Here is an 18,677-nt window from a genome sequence, read left to right on the forward strand (position 1 = left end):
CGGTTCCCCTTAGAACGAGAGGGTGTACGACTTCTCCGCGTTGACCTCAGGAGCCTGCCGGCTGCCCGAGACCTTCACGAAGCTGTTCACCGCTGGAACGAGCGCACGGAGCAGGTCCTTGTCGCTGTCGACACCCGTGTGCGTGCGCGCGGTGGCGAGGAGCGTGAGCGACCCACCGTTCTCAAGGTTCCGACCGGCGCCAAGCAGACGCTTCGCGTGAGCGATCGGCAGGGCCTGAGCTGCCTCAGGAGTCGTGCGGGTGCCCTGCAGGTTCTGCTGGGTCGCATGCACGAGGTCGGTGAGCGAATCGAGCAGCACAATGACGTCGTGCCCGAGCTCGACGAGTCGGCTCGCGCGATCAAGCGCAAGCTCAACGATCGTGGTCTGGTCTTCAGACGCCCGATCGAACGTAGCCGCAATGACCTCGCCGCTGACGGTTCGCTGCAGGTGCGTGACTTCCTCGGGGCGCGCGTTCGTCAGCACGAGCAGAAGGTGCGCGTCGGGAGCGTTCGCGGTGACTGCCGCGGCAAGTTCGGCAAAGACGCGCGCGGCTGGAACCTCGGCGGGCAGCGCAAGGAGCGCGCGCTGTCCGAGCCCCATCGGAGCTGCGGCATCAATCGCGGCGCCCAGACCCTTCTCGCCGTTTGCGAAGCGGAGGGGCTGCTCGGGGAAGATCGCGGGCATCTCTGCGATGTCTGCGCGCTTCTCGGTCTCTTCAACGGGCTTTCCATTGACTGAGTCGATCTTGACGATCGCGTTGTACTTCTGGCGGCCGCCGCCGTCACCCTCGCGGGGCTGGCGGATAGCGCCGACAATGGCGTCGCCACGACGGAGGCTGTACTTCTTCACCTGACCGAGTGCGACGTACACGTCTGACACGCCGGGGAGGTAGCCGCTCGTGCGCACGAAAGCGTAGTTGTCGAGCACGTCGAGGATACCGGCGACGGGAAGCAGCACGTCGTCTTCCGCGATCTCTGGCTCGAGGTCATCGCCGCCACGACGCTTACGGTCGCGCTGACGGGTGCGGCTCGAGCGCGAACCGTTCTCCTGCTTGTTGTCTGAGCGGTCGCCCTGGCCCTGCTTCTCCTGGCCCTGCTTGTCCTGGGCCTGCTTCTCGTTCTGGCCCTGCTTGTCAGCATCGCCCTTCGCTGCATCGCCCTTCGCGGCGTCTGACTTCGAGCCGTCTGACTTCGAGCCGTCTGACTTTGCAGCGTCGCCCTTAGCGCCGTTCTGGTTGCCGCGACCGCGGCCCTTCGGCTCGTCAGTCTGCGCCGGGCTTTCGCCCTCGGCCTGGTCGGCAGTCTGGCTCGAGCGGCGGCGCGAACGCTTTGCAGGAGCCGCCTCGGCGTCTTCAGCCGGTGTCTCTGCGGCCTTCGCCTCGGAAGCTGCGGCGGGCTGCTCTGCTGCCTCGGCGTCAGCTGGAACCTCGACGGCAGGAGCCTTGCGCGAGCGAGTTGCGCGCTTCTTCGGCGCCTCAACTGGCTTCTCGTCGGCGGTGTTCTCCGTGGCGACCTCTGCGGACACGGGCGCTTCGGCAGCCTCAGCCTTCGCCGAGGCGCGCGTCTTCTTCGGAGCGGCAACCGCATCGTCGGCCTCGGCAGCTGGAGCCTCGGGCTCCGCCTTCTTCCGAGCGCGGCTCGCACGCTTCGGCGCCGCCTTCTCGGCAGGAGTCTCGGCTGGCGCGTCAGCCTGCGCAGCTGCGGGTGCGGCCGCAGCTGCTGCGGGCTCTCCGGCTGCCACAGCTGCATCAGCTGCGACCTCGGGGGCCGCGCCAGCTGCTGCCGAGACGCGCCGCGATGCGCGGCGGCGAACTGGAGCGGCTTCAGCCGCCTCCGTGGCAGGCGTCTGGTCTTCAGTGTGTTGTTCCACGTGTATTCCTTCCGGAACCTATCGAGTCTGAGCACTCAGGCCAGAAACAGGCACGAGAGTGCGGGAAGCTCGGGGACAAATACCCCGGCTGGGAATTCGATCCGGGACACAAACTAGGAAGTGTCACACTCGCGAAGAGAACGCAGAGTCGACCGGGATCTCCTCTACTGTAGCACCCTTGATATCAACAGCGAGGGTAAGAATTCGCCATTCGGGCGCGATCTGCGCGACAAGATCCGCCGCCGCGAGGCGTTCGCGCGGCCCGTTCGAGAGCACGAGCACCGAGGGCCCGGCACCCGACACGACCGCAGGATGCCCGGCCTCGCGGAGCGCGCCGATGAGATCCCGCGTCGCTGGCATTGCAGCCCCACGGTAGTTCTGGTGCAGCCGATCCTCCGTCGCCTCAAGCATGAGTTCGGGGCTCTGCGTGAGTGCCGCGATGAGGAGCGCCGAACGTGAGACGTTAAAGACTGCATCCTCGTGCGGCACCTGCTTCGGTTGCAGGCTGCGTGCGTGCTCGGTCGACATCGTGAACGTCGGCACGAGAACGAGTGGCGCGACGCCACGGTGGACGAGGAGGCGCTTGAATCGCGGCCCCTGTTCGTTCGTCCAGGCGATCGTCAGCCCCCCGAAAAGTGCTGGCGCGACGTTGTCAGGGTGCCCCTCCAGTTCAGTCGCAAAGGCGAAGATCTGGGCCTCGCTCAGCTCGAACGGGTTGACGGGGTCGCTCGCGAGGAGTCCGGCCGCAATCATGACGCCAGAGACGATCGCGGAGCCCGATGAGCCCATGCCGCGACCGTGCGGGATACGGTTGTGCGCCTCGATGTTCAGCCCGGGCATGTCGCGCCCGAGTCGCTCGAACACAAATGCGGCCGACCGCACAACGAGGTTGCGCTCGTCGGTGTCAACCTCGCCCTCGCCGACGCCGATCACCGTGACAGTCGCGCCAGGCTCGGGGCGGGTCACGACGACGAGCTCGTCACCGTACGCAAGCGCGATGCCGAGGGTGTCAAAGCCGGGCCCGAGGTTCGCGCTCGTCGCTGGAACGTGGACGCGAAGCGCTCGCTCGACGCGGCTCATGCGCGGCCCTCCCGGCGGAGCACGCTCGCGACCTCGGCGACCGCGTCGTCAGCACGCAGCGCCTCGACTGTCGCTGCGAGGTCAGCTTCGCGCGCAGTGTGCGTGCCGATGACGAGCGTCGCGCGCCCTTCCTCCGAGGTGTTCTGCTCGACGCTCGCTGCCGAGACGCCGTGCGCGGCGAGAATTCCCGCTACCCGAGCGAGCACGCCCGGCTCGTCGCGTACTTCGAGCATGACCTGGTAGGCGGTGAGCACCTCGCCGACTGGCAGCACGGGGAACTCGGCGTGCGTTGATCCGGGGATGCCTGGGCCGCCGACGACGTGGCGTCGGGCCGCCGAGACGAGATCTCCGAGCACTGCTGAGGCGGTCTCGTTGCCGCCGGCGCCGGCGCCGTAGAACATGAGTTCGCCTGCGGCTTCAGCCTCAACGAACACCGCGTTCTTGCCCTCGTGCACGGCTGCGAGCGGGTGTTCCCGCGGGATGAGCGCCGGGTAGACCCGAACCGATACCCCGTCGGTGCCGTCGGACGCGGCAAGCCGCTCTGCGACAGCGAGGAGCTTGATAACGAACCCGGCGTGGCGAGCGGCAGTAATCTGCTCGAGCGTCACCGCGGTGATGCCCTCGCGGTACACCGCGCTTTCGGGCACTTCGGTGTGGAACGCGATGCTCGCAAGGATTGTCGCCTTCTGCGCAGCGTCAAACCCCTCGACGTCGAGCGTCGGGTCCGCCTCGAGGAAGCCAAGGTCGCTCGCGAGCTTCATCGCGTCTTCGGCCGACTCGCCAAACCTGTCCATGCGGTCCAGGATGTAGTTTGTCGACCCATTCACGATTCCCATCACGCGGGTGATGTGGTCGCCTGCGAGACTCTCGCGCAGCGGGCGAAGGATCGGGATCGCTGCGGCGACAGACGCCTCGTAGAGCAGCTGCGCGCCGACCTGGTCGGCGGCGTCGGAGAGCTCGCGGCCGTGCGCGGCGATGAGCGCCTTGTTCGCGGTGACGACGTCAGCGCCGCCGCCGAGGGCGAGCAGGATCAGTGAGCGCGCCGGCTCGATGCCACCCATGAGCTCGATGACGATGTCAGCGCCCTGTACGAGGCGCTCTGCGTCAGTCGTGAACAGTTCGCGTGGCAGTTCAACGTCGCGCTCAGCGTCGAGGGAGCGCACGGCAATGCCGTCGAGTACGAGATTCGCGCCAATACGGGCGGCGAGCTCGTCACCGTTCTCGAGAATCAGGCGGGCCACCTGGGCGCCCACCGACCCGCAGCCAAGCAGTGCAACTCGAAGGTCTCGATACGCGTTCAACCGTTGTTCTCCTGTTTTCTGTGAAGTCACGTTTTGATTGTCGCGGTTAGGCGACAACGCTCTGAGCGAGCAAGTCTTCTTCGGTCTGGCCGCGCACGATGACGCGGCTCTCGCCGCCGCGAATTGCGACTACTGGCGGCCGTGGGACAAAGTTGTAGTTGCTTGACAGCGCCCAGCAGTACGCGCCTGTCACGGCGACGGCGAGCGTGTCGCCGGGCTGGACGTCTGCGGGGAGCTCGTCGCGGTACACGACGATGTCGCCGGATTCGCAGTGCTTGCCGACGACGCGCACGAGTGCCGGAGCTGCCTCGCTCGCTCGGTTCGCGATCCGCACGTGGTAGTCCGAGCCGTACAGCGCTGGGCGCGCGTTGTCGCTCATACCTCCGTCGACGCTCACGTAGAGCCGCTCGGTGTAGCCGCGGTCGATCGGGTCTGCGGCGCCCGTTCCAGTGAGATCGACGCGCTTGGTTGTGCCAACCGTGTACAGCGTCACACCTGACTGGCCGACGACGGCGCGACCGGGCTCGAACGCGAGGTGCGGGATCGCGATCCCTGCTTCGGCGGACGCCTCTGCGACGATGTCGGCGAGCTGCCTCGCAATGTCGGCCACGTTCGGCGCCTCGCCTGCCTGTTCGGGCGTGTAGGCGATGCCGAAGCCACCGCCGAGGTTGAGCTCAGGGATCTGTCGCCCGGCGATCTCTGCGAGCTCGACGTAGACGCCAAGGAGGCGGCGCGCCGACTCACGGAACCCTTCCGTCGCAAAGATCTGCGAACCGATGTGGCAATGCAGGCCGACGAAGTCGAGGCCGTCATGCGACACGATCTCGCGAACGAGCGCGGGCGCGTCTGTGAGTGGCATGCCGAACTTCTGGTCTTCGTGCGCCGTCGCGAGGTAGTCGTGAGTCGACGCGTGCACGCCGCTGTTCACGCGGAGACGAACGCGCTGACGCTTCCCGGCGGCGGCAGTCGCGGCAGCGATGCGCGCGACCTCAATCTCACTATCGATGATGATTGTTCCGACGCCGGCCTCAACAGCGCGGGCGATCTCACCCTCAGACTTGTTGTTTCCGTGAAATCCGATCTTCGCGGGATCAACGCCTGCGGCGAGCGCGACCATGAGCTCCCCGCCGCTGGCGACGTCGATCGCGAGGCCCTCTTCGGCCATCCACTGCGCTGTCTGCACGCTCAAGAATGCCTTGCTTGCGTAGTACACGGTTGCGTCGGTGCCAACGCGCTGTGCCTCGCCGCGGAGCGCGTCACGGATCTCGCGCGCTGTCGCTCGCGTTGCGTCCTCGTCGATGACATAGAGCGGTGAACCAAACTGCTCGACGAGTTCCGTGGCTCGGACGCCACCAATCTTCAGTACGCCGCATTCGCTACCACGGCGGGCACCGCGGGGAAAGACACGGTCGTCGATCGCATTGACGTCGCGGGTTCGGTGATCGGTCATTTGACGCTCCTCGGCTCTGGGTGGGTGTCGCGTGGACGCTCGGACGCTCGGAGGGCTGCACACTTGCACCCCGTGGCGAGCGGACCCGGCTTGGCCCCTGAAGCCGCGCGAACGGATAACGAGTCCGAACGAACCTCTCTATCTTAATGGGCGTAGCGTTCCCGAACACGGATGTTACGAAACAGGGCTCCACTCAGGTTCGACGGCCGCGAGCACCTGCAGTCCCGGCTCCCCCGCAAGCGGTTTCGTGCCAGTCTCGTCGGCGATGGCGACGGTCATGCTCTGCACGAGCGGTGCACTCAGACCGATGAGGCGTATGTCACACACGAGCGCGCCCTGCGCGCAGTCGATCCGCCAGCGCAGATGGGCAGCATCGGAGGCACCGACGATCCGATTCGAGAACGCGGGCTGTGCCACGGGCGCCCCGACAGCCTGCGTCAGTTCCGCGATCCGGCTCGTGCGTACCGCGTCTGGTACATCGGCGAAGAAGTTACTTGAGGTGACGTGCGCCGCGCCGGCGAGCGGTTCTCCCTCGCGGATCAGTGTGTCGAGCAGGGCCCCGGCCTCGAAGGCGAGCCCCCATGGCCTCACCGTGCGGGGCGGGATCGCGTTCGCCTGCAGCACCCCCGCGTGCGCGGCCATCGCGAGGGTGTCGGCGCGAAACGCGTCTGAGTTACCGAACACGACAACCCCGACGCCCGAGTCAATGTGCCAGCGCATGTTCGAGGAGAACCCCGGAAGGCCGCCCGAATGATCAACAGTCGCGCCGAGTCGCCTATCGTGCGCAGGGAAGAGCCCAAGACCGTACCCGAGGCTCGTGAGGTCGCGAAACTCGGTGCTGTTGGGAACGGGGATGGGGGTATGCACGCGCTGCATCTCCACCCGCCCGCGGGCACTCAATAGCTCGGGCGCGACTGGCTCGTCGGTGTACCCGGAAGCAAGGAACCAAGACCACTTTGCAATGTCGTCGACTGTGCTGAATAGGCCACCAATACACGCGAGCGCCCCCTCGCCGATAAATGGCTCCTCGACAAACGTCGCGCCGGCGTCAAAAGATCGAAAGCCGGAGGCGACATCCGTGCCTGCGTCGTACTGATCGACCGCGAACCGCGTGCCCGTCAGCTTGAGCGGCTCAATGAACCGCTCTTTTACTTCTTCCTCGACGGGGCGGCCGACGACGGCCTCAACGACGCGCCCCACGAGCGACATTCCAAGGTTTGAGTATTGGTATCCGACGCCGGGCGCAGCGGTGAGCTCGATTCCCTCGGCGAACAGGCTCGCAATGTAGTCGCGGCTCGACCCCAGCTGCCTGTCGGCCCAAGCGTTGTCCTCGGGCATGCCAGATCGGTTCGATAGCAGCTCACCGACGGTAACCGGGTAGTCGGTGTCCCTGTACATGAACCGCATCCCTGGGAGATAGTGCGCAACTGGCGCGGCAAGGTTTAGGAGGCCGGCCTCGTCGAGTGCGAGCGCCGTTGCGGCGAGGAAGCTCTTCGACATCGAGGCGATCCTGAACACTGTCTCTCGGCTCACGGCCGAACCATCGAGCCGCGGCTCCCCCACCCCGTGCCAGGCGATGACGCCCGTCGCATCAAACGCCGCAATGGAGACAGCCGGCGCAAGCGTTCCAGCGTAGTCGACGACTGCGGCTTCGAGAACTGCGATGGTATTGGCGGTGTCGAGCGGGTGGTGCATGCGGGTTCCTTCGGTACATCGTTGAACAGGGTGCGCCTTGCCACCATATGCCCACGTTGCGGTTGCTGCCCAACCCCTCGCTGGTGGTAACTCCGCGGACACACCCGGGAAATGCATGCAAGCGAATACAAATCGACTCTAATTGGTTACACACGGTACACCCACGCAACCGCCAGTAGCACGCATGGTGCTCCATCGGTTGCCCATCGAAAGGACCCCATCATGGGAAGCTTCATCGAAGATTTCTTCAAAGGCCGAGATACCGGACTCGTCATCGACTGGACGCAGATGCCGACGTACAACACGATCATGGCAGTCGCCGCCGGTGCCGGCCTCATCTTCGTGTACATGCTCGGCCGCGCCCTCGTTCGTGACCGCGACTTCAAGGCCGAAGGGTGGGCACTCACAGCCGGCGTACTCGGCCTGATCCTCACCACAACCGGCCTGCACATGACGCTCGAGTGGCCGTTCGCGATGTACTTCCCGTTCGACAACATCGTCTTCGGCGAACCGAGCCTCGCGTTCGGTGTGCTGCTGCTCGCCGCATCACTGTACCTCTGGAAGCGCGGCGACCAAATCGTTGCAGCGGAGGACCGTGCAGCCGAAGCCGCCGCAGTGGCCCGCCCGATGAGCATCTTCGTGCTCGGCATGGGCCTCGCGCTCTTCGGCATCGCACTTGCCGGTCTCGTCTTCCAGCTGTTCGCGGCACCCGCGGAGGAGCCAATCTCGGGCATCGTCGCCGACTACCCGATGATCGAGGCGACCTTCATGTCGCTGCTGTTCGCGTTCGTCGGACTCGGCGCAGCACTGTTCCCCATCGCGCTACGCGGGTTCTCGTCGAAGCAGCCGCTGTCAGGCGTCGCGAAGCTCGTCGGCGTGTCATGGCTCGTCACCGGCATCATCTTCTTGCTCTTCGGCGCGATGAACTTCTTCACCCACATCGGGCTCATCGTCAACACGATGCAGTAACGCGCGGGCGCGGTGCCTGCGGCGGCTTTCGCGCTAGCCGCAGGTGCCGAGCTCCTGCTGCTGCGGGTTCGACAGGAAGTCAGGTGAGAGCGCGAACTCGACCCTGGCGCCGTTCTTCGTGATCCTAATATCGCTGAGCGTCGCGCCCGCCGGCAGCCACTCCTTCACGCAGAGCTGACGCTCCGACAGCAGCGGGTCGAGGAGGCCACCTGTCGCCGAGGCAAGCTGCTCAACAGACAGATCAAAACCCACAGCCGACAGGCCGCGCGGCTCGACGAGCACCTCACCGTCGACTGCCGTAAGGCCAAGCGTCGCCTCGATCGGCACGGTGAACCCGAGCGCGTCGAGCTGCCTGCCAACGACGAGCTCGCCGCTGCTTGTCTTGCCAGAATCAACGACGCCGTTCGTAAGCAGCGAAATCATCGGGCCGAGGTCGGCCGTCGGCACATAGATCGCCGCCGTCGCACCCGTCATGTCACCCTTCGACGGGTCGAACGGCGACCGGTCAGCCGAGAAAATGAGCGTCGCGCGCACTCCGTCAGCGACGGGTGCGTCGGGAATCTCCACGGTGATATCGCCGACGCCACCACCGATCGCGTGCAGCAGTGCCGAACCACCCATGTCGACCTCGACAGGATGGCTGCTCGGAATGCCGAGCTGCTCCTGCGCAATCGTCTTCACCACGCCGGGAATCGCGAGCCGGAGCCCCCACTCCCCGAGCCCAGCGAGCACTCCCAACGTCACGACGAGGGCGATGACAATCTTGAGCGCGCGCCGCATACGCTAGAGCCGCTCTGGCGCCGACACACCCAGCAGGTCGAGGCCGTTTCGGAGCACCTGTCCCGCGGCGTCGTTCAGCCACAGGCGCGTACGGTGCACGTCTTCGACTGGCTCCTCGCCGAGCGGAATCACGCGGCAGTTGTCGTACCAGCGGTGGTACACGGCGGCGAGCTCCTCAAGGAAACGGGCGATCCGGTGTGGCTCACGCAGCTCGGCAGCGCCAGCAACAATACCCGGGTACTGCTGCAGCTTACCGAGCAGATCGGTCTCGGTCTCGTGCGTGAGCAGCTCGGGCGCGAACACCTCGCGGGTGATCCCAGCTGCGGCCGCATTTCGATCAACTGCACATGTACGCGCGTGCGCATACTGCACGTAGAAGACAGGATTGTCGTTCGTGCGGCTGCGCACCTTCTCGCCGTCGAGCGAGAGCGGCGAATCAGCCGGGTAGCGTGCGAGCCAGTAGCGCAGCGCGTCTGAGCCGAGCCACTCAAGCAAATCGTCGAGCTCAATAATGTTGCCCGCGCGCTTCGACAGCTTCGCACCGTTAAGGTTCACGAGCTGACCGATGAGCACGGTGATGCTCTTCTCAACGTCGTCACCAGCTGCGCCCGCGATCGCGGTCAGACGACCGATGTAGCCGTGGTGATCCGCGCCGAGCAGGTAGATCTTCTCGGTGAAGCCCCGATCCATCTTGTCGAGGTAGTAGGCCGCGTCGGCGGCGAAGTAGGTGTAGATGCCGTTGCCGCGCGTGAACACGCGATCCTTATCGTCGCCGAATGCGGTCGTGCGCACCCAGATCGCGTCGTCCTCCTCGAAGACGTGGCCCTGCTCGCGCAGCCGATCCACAGCGAGCTCGATGGGGCTCGGCTCGCCGTTCTCGCCCTTCGCGTGCAGCGTGCGCTCCGAGAAGAACACGTCGAAGTGCACGTTGAAGCGCTCGAGCGAATCCTTGATCTCGGCGAGCTGCAGCTGGTACGCGAGCTCCTGCACCTGCTCGAGGGCAGCGTCGCGGTCGTTCGCCGCGAGCTCACCAACGGTAGGCAGCTGCTCGCGCACCTTCGCGCCGAGCGCCTGAATGTACTCGCCCGGGTACGCGTCCTCCGGAGCTTCCTCGCCGAGCACGGCCGCGAGCACCGAGCGCCCGAACTTGTTCATCTGCGAGCCGGCATCGTTGATGTAGTACTCGTTCGTCACCTCTGCGCCCGCGGCACGAAGCACGCGCGCGGTCGAGTCGCCCAGGGCAGCCCATCGGGTGTGGCCCATGTGCAGCGGACCCGTGGGGTTCGCGCTCACAAACTCGAGGTTGATGCGCTGTCCAGCGAGCGAATCATTGCGGCCGTACGCGGCGCCCTGCTCGACGACGCGCCGCGCGGTCTCGCCCGCGCTCGCGGCGTCGAGGGTGATGTTCATGAACCCGGGGCCCGCGATCTCAACCTTCGCGACGCCATCGATCTTCTCGATCTCGGCGGCGAGCTCCTGCGCGAGCTCGCGCGGATTCGTGCCAATCCGCTTTGCGAACTTCATCGCGACGTTCGACGCCCAGTCACCATGCTCTCGGCTCTTGGGTCGCTCCAGTTGCGTGTCCTGCTCGGACACGACAATCTCAGCTGCGTCCCCGCCGCGGGCGGCGAAGTTGGCTGCGAGGATCTGGGCAAGGGCCTGTGCAAGTTCTAGAGGCGTCACGAGGGTCAAGTCTACCGCCAGCCCAGCTCGCGCCCGACCCTGTGCAAAAAACGCCGCTGGAGGTGCGCTAGGCTTGGGGAGTTACATCTGCTCGCCTCCGTAGCTCAGGGGATAGAGCGCCGGTTTCCGGTACCGTAGGTCGGGGGTTCGAATCCCTCCGGGGGCACTTGTGACACGGCTTCAGCGCCCAGCGCTGGAGCCGTTTCTGTTTTACGGAGGTGGTTGTGGCGGCGGTCGTCGTTGGCTCGATCACGACGACCATAATCGCCTTCACGCTCCAAAACTCAAGATGACTACCTCAGAGCACGCTCAAAGCAGAACGGGAAACACCACCCCAGGGCCCACCCAGCAAGGCGATGTCGCGGCAATGCACGAGTTCTCGATCCAGGTACTGACAGCGGAACTAAAATGCTGGGCGTGGCCAGGCTCCTCACCCCTATGCTGCCGGATCGTCTTGACGGCGGCCGCCTCGGTGGCACTCCCCCGATGGCCCTTGATGGGCACCCGCTGCTCGACACTCATCGCTATCTGATGACGCTGCCCGCCGAAATCTCTCCCTGGACCGGAGGAGCCGAGGTGTCATTGCTCCTCCGCACGGGGTTCTCTGTTGGGGATGACGACCGCGAGTATCCGAACCTACCGGTGCGCGCGATTATGCATGCACCGTCGCCTCGCGGAAACAGGGAAGATGCGACCTGGCCTGGGCTGCGTGCCGCCGCGTTGGGGAATATGCCTGACTCCACTGCTACGCCAGCATTGGTCCGCGTTGGTGACGCGCCGGAGGTGGCACGGCGGGAGAACGCGCACGCTGACGCCGTTCGGGCAGACGGGCATTCTTTCCTGTTCCAGATCGACGAGGACGGCTGGCCAGTCGACGGAGACCTGGGGGACGTTATCGAGGAGTACCTGTGGGGGTACGGGGTCGCGTACTTTTTCGGTACGCCGGGCGCTGACGGAGTGGTCCGCGACATCCTCGCGGGCTTCATCGACCTCTGACCCACGCACACTCCGACTCTTGAGATTCCGCAAGGTCTGTCGGCAACAAGGTACAGCTGCAGTCGCTCGCATCAGTTTTCGAACCTGGCGACGTGGGTGCCGAAGCTCTTAGAGATCTGCGTGGGTGTCACGCTTGGGGCGCCGCCCAACAGGATGTTTACGTTGTCGTCGCAGAACTCTTTCTGGCAGCGAGCGGGATGGGTTCATCCTTCAAGACAAGCAGAATCTATCCATGTCGCATGCCAGCAAAAGTAACGCATCACACCTTTGCGATCGGACACTCACGACAGACCCAACCACCACAACAATTAGCTAGCTTGTCTAGTAATATTCCTGTATTGTCTATTCCGTGATCAATCGAGAGATTCCCCACACCCAGGCCGCAGACCATGCAGAGTCAATGGCGCCGACTGCCAATGAGCCGCACGCATTCACCCCACAAACTGTCGATATCGAGCAGACACGCAACGTCACTGAACTCCTCATGCAGCGCGTTCGCACGGCGCCAGCGCACATCGCTTTCGAGACCCGGCCGGCCGGAGAACCGCTCACGGCACCGTGGACACAGGTCAGCACCCAGGCCTTTGCCGACGCTGTCTCCGAGCTCGCGAAAGGACTCGTTGCCGCTGGCGTGAAGCCGGGCGACACGATAATGATCATGGCCCAGACGCAGTACCTCTGGGCTGTCGTCGACCACGCCGCGCTGTTCGCTGGGGCGGTTGTCGTTCCTGTCTACGACACGGCCTCAGCCACGCAACTGGAAGCGATCCTCGTCGATTCGCGGCCCGTACACGCGTTCGTGGGAACCGCCGCCGACGGCGAGCGCCTCGCGCAGGCGGCCTCAAACGCATCGAGCAGTTCTGAAGCACGCGCTCCGTGGATCTCAGTCATGTCATCTGAGCCGCTTTCTGCATCGGCAGAGCAAAGCGCGGTGGCACCCGCGACAGGTACCCTCTCAGATCTCGTGGCCCTCGGCGCCGACGTTGCCGACGCCGATCTCGAGGCCCGACGCCTCAGCGCCTCGCTCGATGACGTCGCCACTATCGTCTACACATCTGGCACCACCGGCGATCCGAAGGGCGCTCAAATCACGCATCGGAACCTCGTGGGCCAGGTGCTGAACACCGCAGCCGCCTACTCCGAGGTTGTGCAGGAGACCGGCAACACTGTGCTCTTCCTCCCGCTCACTCACGTGCTTGGCCGCGCGCTGCAGCTGATCTGCATCGCAAACGGCATGCGGGTCGCGCACCTGTCAGACCCTAAGGAGGTTGTGCAGTCGCTCGCGGTTCTGCGGCCCACGTTTCTCGTCGTGGTGCCCCGCGTACTCGAGAAGATTGAAGCGGCCGCTGCGGCCTCTGCTGCCGAGAAGAAGCTCCTCCCAATCTGGCGGTCTGCCCATCGCACCGCGATCGAGTGGGGAGCCTACCTGGAGGCCGCGGATCAACGGCCGACGCTGCGCGCACCAATCGGGTTGCGGCTGCGCCGAGCGCTGCACGACCGAGTCTTCTACAGCCGCCTTCGCGCGGTGATGGGCGGGCGGCTCGCCTATCTCCTCTCGGGCGCGGCCACTCTGCGCCCCTCGCTCGCGACGTTCTTCCGCGGTATCGGCGTTCCCGTGATCGAGGGGTACGGCCTGACTGAGACCACCGCGCCACTCACCGGGGGGCGCCCTGGGTCGCTGCGCGCGGGAAGAGTCGGCACGCCGCTGCCTGGCAACGAGGTCAGGATCGCGGACAACGGCGAGATCCTTGCGAAGGGCGTGGGCGTTTTCGCCGGCTACCGGAACGAGGCACACAACGCAGATGCGTTCGTCGACGGGTACTTTCGCACCGGCGACCTTGGCGCGCTCGCACCCGACGGTTCGCTCACATTGAGAGGCAGGCTCAAGCACGTGATCGTCACGTCGACAGGCAGAACTGTCTCCCCGGAACACTGGGAACACACTGTCGAGCAGCACCCGCTCGTGGCGCACGCCGCGCTCGTTGGCACGGATCGGCCCTACCTCACTGCGCTGGTGGTCATCGATACCGAGGGGGCCACCGCGTGGTTCAAGGATCGCGGCGATGCGCCGGCAAGCGCGCTCAGCGCGTCCGGGTTCGTGGTGTGCTCGGACGGCCGGATCCTCGAAGAGATCACCGCGGCAATCGACCGCGCGAACGACGCCGTATCGCCGGCGGAGCGCGTGCAGTCCTGGCGCGGGCTCGTCATCGGCGGTGATCGCCTCGACGAGTTCGTGACACCCACGATGAAACTGAAACGACAGGTACTCCTCACAGAGGCAGAGCCGATCATTTCCGAACTGTACCGCTAGCTCAGCCCCAAGCGAACCGCCGCATCACAGGTCCGCCCATTTTCCACGATTCGACTCCCTCGAAGGATTCACAATGTCTCAGGCGAACAGTCGCTCACTCATACTCACTGTCGCGGCCATCGTGCTCGGCGGATTGCTCGCCCTTGCCGGGAGCAACAACAGCTGGACCATCGGAGGCGGTGCCGATGGCGGCGGCTTCCCCGGGTTCGCGCTCGCGGTCATCGTCGCTTTCGCGGTGCAGTGGATCGCATACATCCCCGCGGCCATCGCACAGACCGATAGGTACTTCGATTTGACGGGCAGCCTCACCTACATCTCGGTGACGATCCTCCTCCTCGCAAGCTCGCCCGGGCTCGATCCGCGCAGCGTGATCCTGACCGCCCTCGTCGTAATTTGGGCAGCCCGCCTGGGTTCCTTTCTATTCGCAAGAAACCGGCGTTCAGGCACGGACGACCGCTTCGACGAGATCAAGACATCGAAGCTGCGGTTCCTCTCCGTCTGGACTGTGCAGGGCCTGTGGGTGAGCCTGACCGCGGCGGCCGCATGGATCGCGATCACCTCGGCAAACGACGCTCCCCTCGGCTGGACTACCTGGGCTGGTCTCGCGATTTGGCTCTTCGGTTTCGCCTTCGAGGTCGTCGCCGACAACCAGAAGCGGCTGTTCAAGGCCGACCAGGCCAACGCCGGGAAGTTCATTCAAACCGGGCTGTGGTCGGTGTCTCGCCACCCCAACTATTTCGGCGAGATCGTGCTCTGGATTGGCGTGCTCGTCATCGCGGCCCCCGCATTCCAAGGGTGGCAGTGGGTCGCGCTGCTTTCACCCGCGTTCGTCATCGTCTTGCTGACTCGAGTAAGCGGAATCCCACTGCTCGAAGCAAAGGCCGAGCGCAAGTGGGGCGACGATCCGGCATACCTTGCGTACAGGGCCCGCACCCCGCGGCTCATCCCCCGCTTTGGTGCTCGAAGCGCCGAACCCACACCAGACGCACGGGAGTGAGTCTGGCCGCGGCCACACGGGACGACGCCAACGGCGATGGCGGAGCTAGGCTGAACGCTGTGGCCAGCCCCAGACGCATTTCATCGCTCAAGTTCGTCGTCGTCACGCGCGCGCTCGCGGTCACCCTATTCGTTGCCGCTGTAGCCCTCGGGGCGAGCCAGCTCGTTCTCGAGTCGCCGCGCGTCGACCGCGCGCTCTACACGGTTGGTGGCGGACTCGTTGCGGCGAGCGCGCTGTGGTTTCTCGGCGTTGGGTACACGCCGCTCGTGCTCGATGCAGGCGACGCCCTGCTAGTCGGCAGAAAGCGGAGGCGCATCCCACTCGACCGGGTGACGAGCGTCGTCCACAAGGTGCCCGCGATGCGCGGCGGCAGGGTGTACACCGAGATCATCACGCCTGCCTACCCAGGCGGTTCCTTCGGCTATGTCCCTCGTGACGTTGTCACAGGCCTCACGTCGGTCCCCGAACCGAAGTCGACGACCGACCTCCGGGCCCGCGTCGAGCGTGCCCGCGCCAGCCGGCCGATCACCCCTGGAAGTGGGGAGCGTCACGACGCTCGCTGACGATAGAGTCGAATACGTCCCCTCGTCCAACCCGGCTCACCATGCGCAGCGATGCGCCCGCCCTCGGCCACTGCTTGAGCGCGCCCGTCGCCCCGTGACCGCAGCGCATCGTGTCCCGTCGAAAGGTAGTTTCCTGGCATGACAGCCTCGCACACAGCGTACTTCCGGCAGCACTCACCGACCCGGTTCGAGGCAACCCAGGCGACAGCCGGTGCTTGGAATACGGCTGAGCAGCACATCGCCCCGGTGATCGGCCTGCTCGCCCACCTCATCGAACAGGATCACGGAGGCCGCGGCGGCCGCCTGCGGCTGGCCTCTCTGTCGTGCGACATTCTTGGCGTGCTCCCAATTGGGGAGTTTGACGTGGAGGTCACTGTGCTTCGCCCCGGGCGCACGATCGAGCTCGTTGAAGCGGTGCTCACGAGCAACGGGCGCACGGGCGTGAGAGCGCGTGCGTGGATGCTACAGACCGCTGACACTTCGGCGATCGAAGGTACGTCGTTCCCCGAGATGCCAGACATCGAGGCGACACCGGCCTTCCCGTTTGGTGAGACGTGGAACGGCGCATGTGTCAAGACCATCGAAGCCCGACGCGAGTACGTTTGCCCGGGACGCGCGCGCAGCTGGATCCGCACCTCCACTCCGCTGATCGACGGCGTCGAGACGAGCACCCAGGCACGCATGATCGGCATGCTCGACTTCGCGAACGGGATGGTGCCCCGCGCGGATCCGTCAGAGGTCGGCTTCCCGAATGTCGACCTCAACGTATCGCTGTTTCGCGCGCCCTCAGGGAGCTGGCTCGGGCTCGACAGCACCGTCTCGTTCGGCTCCGACGCGATCGGCCAGACGGAGTCAGTCGTGCACGACGAGCACGGGCCCGTGGGAACACTCACTCAGACGCTCACCATTCGGTTGTAGGCGCCTACGAGCAGGGCGAGCTTCGGCTCAGCCCTTGTGGGGACCTGGGTTTGGCCTGAGTCGATGTCCGTCGGTCATTCCGCGCCGGCGCTGGGCAGCTCACTGCCCGCCGCCTCACGGAGCCTAACAACTTCGGCCCGAGCCCGCTCTACGGAGTCGGTGTGTGCGCCGTGCGCGCTCGCGAGCTCATGTGCAAGCCCCAGCACCGCGTGCCGAAGGTGTCTGTGCGCTCGCCGCTGCGCATGCCCGTGCGCCGATCGAATGAAGCGTCGTCGCGCGCGGCGATCTGCAACACTCGCTACCTCGGGAGCGGTCACGACCCCCGATTCGACCTCTGGCGCGAGAATATCCCGCAGAACTTGCGCTTCGACAGGGAGCGCAAGCCGGAAGGCGATCGAGAGCACGATCAGGGCCACAACAGTCGCGCCAAACAATACGAGCAACATGCTGAGCCCGTTTCCGCCCGCCAAACCAGCGGCATCGTCCCAGACGAAGTGAAGCGCCATGCCCGCGAGAACGAAGACGACGCCCCGAACGACTCGTCGGGGCTGCGCGACCGTGCCAATGAGGTAGATGACCCCGCTGCAGACAAGTGCGCTAAAGAGTGGGTGAGAGACGGCGCTCGTTGCAATACGGAGCACCGACACGTTGACTACGCTGGCATCCGGGTTCACCCCGAATGCATCGAAGGTTGCGTTCACTGCGTAGAGAAAGTCCTCGAAGACGGCGAACCCGAGCCCGATGAACGCGCCGATCAACAGACCATCGTTTGCCGTCCGTACGAGCTTGGGCGCGAGCCCCATGATGAGGAGGAACCCGCAGAGTTTCGCGGTCTCCTCAGTAAACGGCGCGATGAGACCAGCTGCCCAGCTAGCCGCCCATTCTTGCCCGAACAGTTTTGGATAGATGCTGAGAAGAGCAGAGTTTGCGGTCAGCGCAAAGCCGAAACTTGCGGGGACGGCGCCCCAGACAAGCGCGGTAGCCACAACGCCAAGCGGCTGCCGCTCCCACCTGTCGATGTGATGAAACCACAGCGCCCAGGCGATGCCGGCCAGCCCCACAACCACAGCGCCAAGAGTGAGACTCTCCGCGAAGAAGCCGGCTTTCGGCGCGACGTACTTCCAGAGGTTCACTGCCCCGACACCGGTGAGGATGAGGTACAACCAGAAGCACAGATTTCGAGGCTGCACGAACTCGAACGTAGCGCCCCACCCAGACCGGGAGATCGCTGCAGCCTGAATATCAAGAGCGTCGCGTGGCAGGGTATCGGTTGATGTGCCCGGTGTCTGTAGGTTCATTCTGCGCCTCCTGCAGGCATCGCGCGGACACTCGAGATCATCTTGTCGATCGTGGAACCCGACTGGTGAAGTTGCTGCGCTGCTCCGCGCACGGTGACTGTCACTCCTGTGTCCCCGAGCACCAACGCGACAACTTGACCGTCCCCGGATGAGCTCACAAACGACTGCCGAACACCCGCAACTCCGGCACTCGTGGACACGGTGTCGACCGTTCCACGTGCATGGAAGGTGTGGTCCTCGGCGCCCTGTGCGACGCGTGCCGACTGCGCGAGGAGCTCAGCAGGCGTGCCCGAGAAAGCGTCTGCGACGAACTCGATCGTGATGCCTGCAGATGCGAGGGTCGCCGGCCCGTTGGGCTCCCGAGTGTCGTCGGTGACGCGATACCCGGATTCCAGGTTCCATCCCGGTGCTGGCGTCACGATGACGTCGGAGGAAAGCGCAAGTTGATCCCCTGCCGCTATTGGGTCGTCCCACTCGATGCTCCGGTCGATTGCCGGAAGCGCGAACGTCATCACGAGAAAGAGCGCAAGCACAACGCTGGCGATCGGAATTGAGCGCTTATCGAACCCTGCAATGCGCCGGTCGACCGGAACCTGTGGTTCCAGGAGTCTGTGCGTCTGATCCATCGCTTTCCCCTCAGCGTTGAGATTCAAAGGACTACGTTGCTCTGGCAAAATACTTCACGATGTGCCCACGGGACAACTGTTTCGTGCGCGTGCGGAGCAGCCCTTCGAGCCGCGGCGAGACAGCCAAACCTGTGCTGGGCT

15 protein-coding genes and 1 tRNA gene are annotated in these 18,677 nt (G+C 65.1%); 7 read left to right on the plus strand and 9 right to left on the minus strand.

From position 1 onward, the window contains the following. Positions 1-9: 9 nt before the first annotated feature. The 5 genes from KI794_RS12095 to KI794_RS12115 form a co-directional block, all read right to left on the minus strand. Positions 10-1,869, minus strand: coding sequence for a hypothetical protein (locus KI794_RS12095; protein ID WP_255808233.1), 1,860 nt, complete (start codon positions 1,867-1,869; stop codon positions 10-12). Positions 1,870-1,992: 123 nt separating this feature from the next. After that, on the minus strand, positions 1,993-2,949 hold the full coding sequence (thrB, locus tag KI794_RS12100) for a homoserine kinase (RefSeq protein ID WP_255808234.1): 957 nt from the start codon (positions 2,947-2,949) through the stop codon (positions 1,993-1,995). Continuing rightward, on the minus strand, positions 2,946-4,250 hold the full coding sequence (locus tag KI794_RS12105; protein ID WP_255809765.1) for a homoserine dehydrogenase: 1,305 nt from the start codon (positions 4,248-4,250) through the stop codon (positions 2,946-2,948). Before KI794_RS12105 ends, thrB begins: the two co-directional genes overlap by 4 nt. A gap of 46 nt (positions 4,251-4,296) precedes the next feature. Continuing rightward, positions 4,297-5,700, minus strand: coding sequence for a diaminopimelate decarboxylase (gene lysA, locus KI794_RS12110; protein ID WP_255808235.1), 1,404 nt, complete (start codon positions 5,698-5,700; stop codon positions 4,297-4,299). A 174-nt stretch (positions 5,701-5,874) separates the two neighbouring features. After that, complete coding sequence (locus KI794_RS12115) at positions 5,875-7,395, minus strand: serine hydrolase domain-containing protein (protein WP_255808236.1); 1,521 nt, start codon at positions 7,393-7,395, stop codon at positions 5,875-5,877. Positions 7,396-7,617: 222 nt separating this feature from the next. On the opposite strand from KI794_RS12115, the gene KI794_RS12120 reads away from it, so the two are divergent. Further along, positions 7,618-8,364, plus strand: coding sequence for a DUF981 domain-containing protein (locus KI794_RS12120; RefSeq protein WP_255808237.1), 747 nt, complete (start codon positions 7,618-7,620; stop codon positions 8,362-8,364). Positions 8,365-8,397: 33 nt separating this feature from the next. Here the strand turns inward: KI794_RS12120 and KI794_RS12125 are convergent, their stop codons facing one another. After that, positions 8,398-9,144 carry an LmeA family phospholipid-binding protein gene (locus KI794_RS12125; RefSeq protein ID WP_255808238.1) on the minus strand — a complete coding sequence of 249 codons (747 nt, stop codon included), beginning with the start codon at positions 9,142-9,144 and terminating at the stop codon, positions 8,398-8,400. Between the two features lie 3 nt (positions 9,145-9,147). Further along, entirely contained in the window at positions 9,148-10,827 is a 1,680-nt protein-coding gene (argS, locus tag KI794_RS12130; protein WP_255808239.1) for an arginine--tRNA ligase, read from the minus strand. 93 nt (positions 10,828-10,920) lie between these two features. On the opposite strand from argS, the gene KI794_RS12135 reads away from it, so the two are divergent. From KI794_RS12135 to KI794_RS12160, 6 genes are all read left to right on the plus strand, one after another. Then, positions 10,921-10,993, plus strand: a tRNA-Arg gene (locus KI794_RS12135). Between the two features lie 251 nt (positions 10,994-11,244). Then, positions 11,245-11,823, plus strand: a complete 579-nt coding sequence (locus KI794_RS12140; RefSeq protein WP_255808240.1) for a hypothetical protein — start codon at positions 11,245-11,247, stop codon at positions 11,821-11,823. Positions 11,824-12,172: 349 nt separating this feature from the next. After that, a complete protein-coding gene (locus KI794_RS12145) occupies positions 12,173-14,134 on the plus strand; it encodes an AMP-dependent synthetase/ligase (protein ID WP_370647813.1) in 1,962 nt (653 codons plus the stop codon). Between the two features lie 73 nt (positions 14,135-14,207). After that, positions 14,208-15,131, plus strand: a complete 924-nt coding sequence (locus tag KI794_RS12150) for a DUF1295 domain-containing protein (protein ID WP_255808241.1) — start codon at positions 14,208-14,210, stop codon at positions 15,129-15,131. Between the two features lie 59 nt (positions 15,132-15,190). Beyond that, a complete protein-coding gene (locus KI794_RS12155) occupies positions 15,191-15,694 on the plus strand; it encodes a hypothetical protein (protein WP_255808242.1) in 504 nt (167 codons plus the stop codon). Between the two features lie 138 nt (positions 15,695-15,832). Then, positions 15,833-16,612, plus strand: a complete 780-nt coding sequence (locus tag KI794_RS12160) for a thioesterase family protein (RefSeq protein ID WP_119284746.1) — start codon at positions 15,833-15,835, stop codon at positions 16,610-16,612. A 74-nt stretch (positions 16,613-16,686) separates the two neighbouring features. Here KI794_RS12160 and KI794_RS12165 read toward each other — a convergent pair whose 3' ends face one another. Together KI794_RS12165 and KI794_RS12170 are read right to left on the minus strand one after the other, a co-directional pair. Further along, positions 16,687-17,910: a PrsW family intramembrane metalloprotease gene (locus KI794_RS12165; RefSeq protein WP_255808243.1), complete on the minus strand. Its 1,224-nt coding sequence runs from the start codon at positions 17,908-17,910 to the stop codon at positions 16,687-16,689. Next, positions 17,907-18,536, minus strand: a complete 630-nt coding sequence (locus KI794_RS12170) for a hypothetical protein (RefSeq protein WP_255808244.1) — start codon at positions 18,534-18,536, stop codon at positions 17,907-17,909. The genes KI794_RS12165 and KI794_RS12170 overlap by 4 nt, the downstream gene beginning before the upstream one ends. Positions 18,537-18,677: the final 141 nt, after the last annotated feature.

This window comes from Leucobacter aridicollis (assembly GCF_024399335.1).
In the GTDB taxonomy this organism is placed as follows: domain Bacteria; phylum Actinomycetota; class Actinomycetes; order Actinomycetales; family Microbacteriaceae; genus Leucobacter; species Leucobacter aridicollis_A.

Coding starts and splice junctions, on each gene's coding strand:
- KI794_RS12115 (WP_255808236.1), bottom strand. CDS start 7,395: ATGCACCACCCGCTCGACACCGCCAATACCATCGCAGTTCTCGAAGCC.
- lysA (WP_255808235.1), bottom strand. CDS start 5,700: ATGACCGATCACCGAACCCGCGACGTCAATGCGATCGACGACCGTGTC.
- KI794_RS12165 (WP_255808243.1), bottom strand. CDS start 17,910: ATGAACCTACAGACACCGGGCACATCAACCGATACCCTGCCACGCGAC.
- KI794_RS12170 (WP_255808244.1), bottom strand. CDS start 18,536: ATGGATCAGACGCACAGACTCCTGGAACCACAGGTTCCGGTCGACCGG.
- KI794_RS12150 (WP_255808241.1), top strand. CDS start 14,208: ATGTCTCAGGCGAACAGTCGCTCACTCATACTCACTGTCGCGGCCATC.
- thrB (WP_255808234.1), bottom strand. CDS start 2,949: ATGAGCCGCGTCGAGCGAGCGCTTCGCGTCCACGTTCCAGCGACGAGC.
- KI794_RS12125 (WP_255808238.1), bottom strand. CDS start 9,144: ATGCGGCGCGCGCTCAAGATTGTCATCGCCCTCGTCGTGACGTTGGGA.
- KI794_RS12160 (WP_119284746.1), top strand. CDS start 15,833: ATGACAGCCTCGCACACAGCGTACTTCCGGCAGCACTCACCGACCCGG.
- KI794_RS12120 (WP_255808237.1), top strand. CDS start 7,618: ATGGGAAGCTTCATCGAAGATTTCTTCAAAGGCCGAGATACCGGACTC.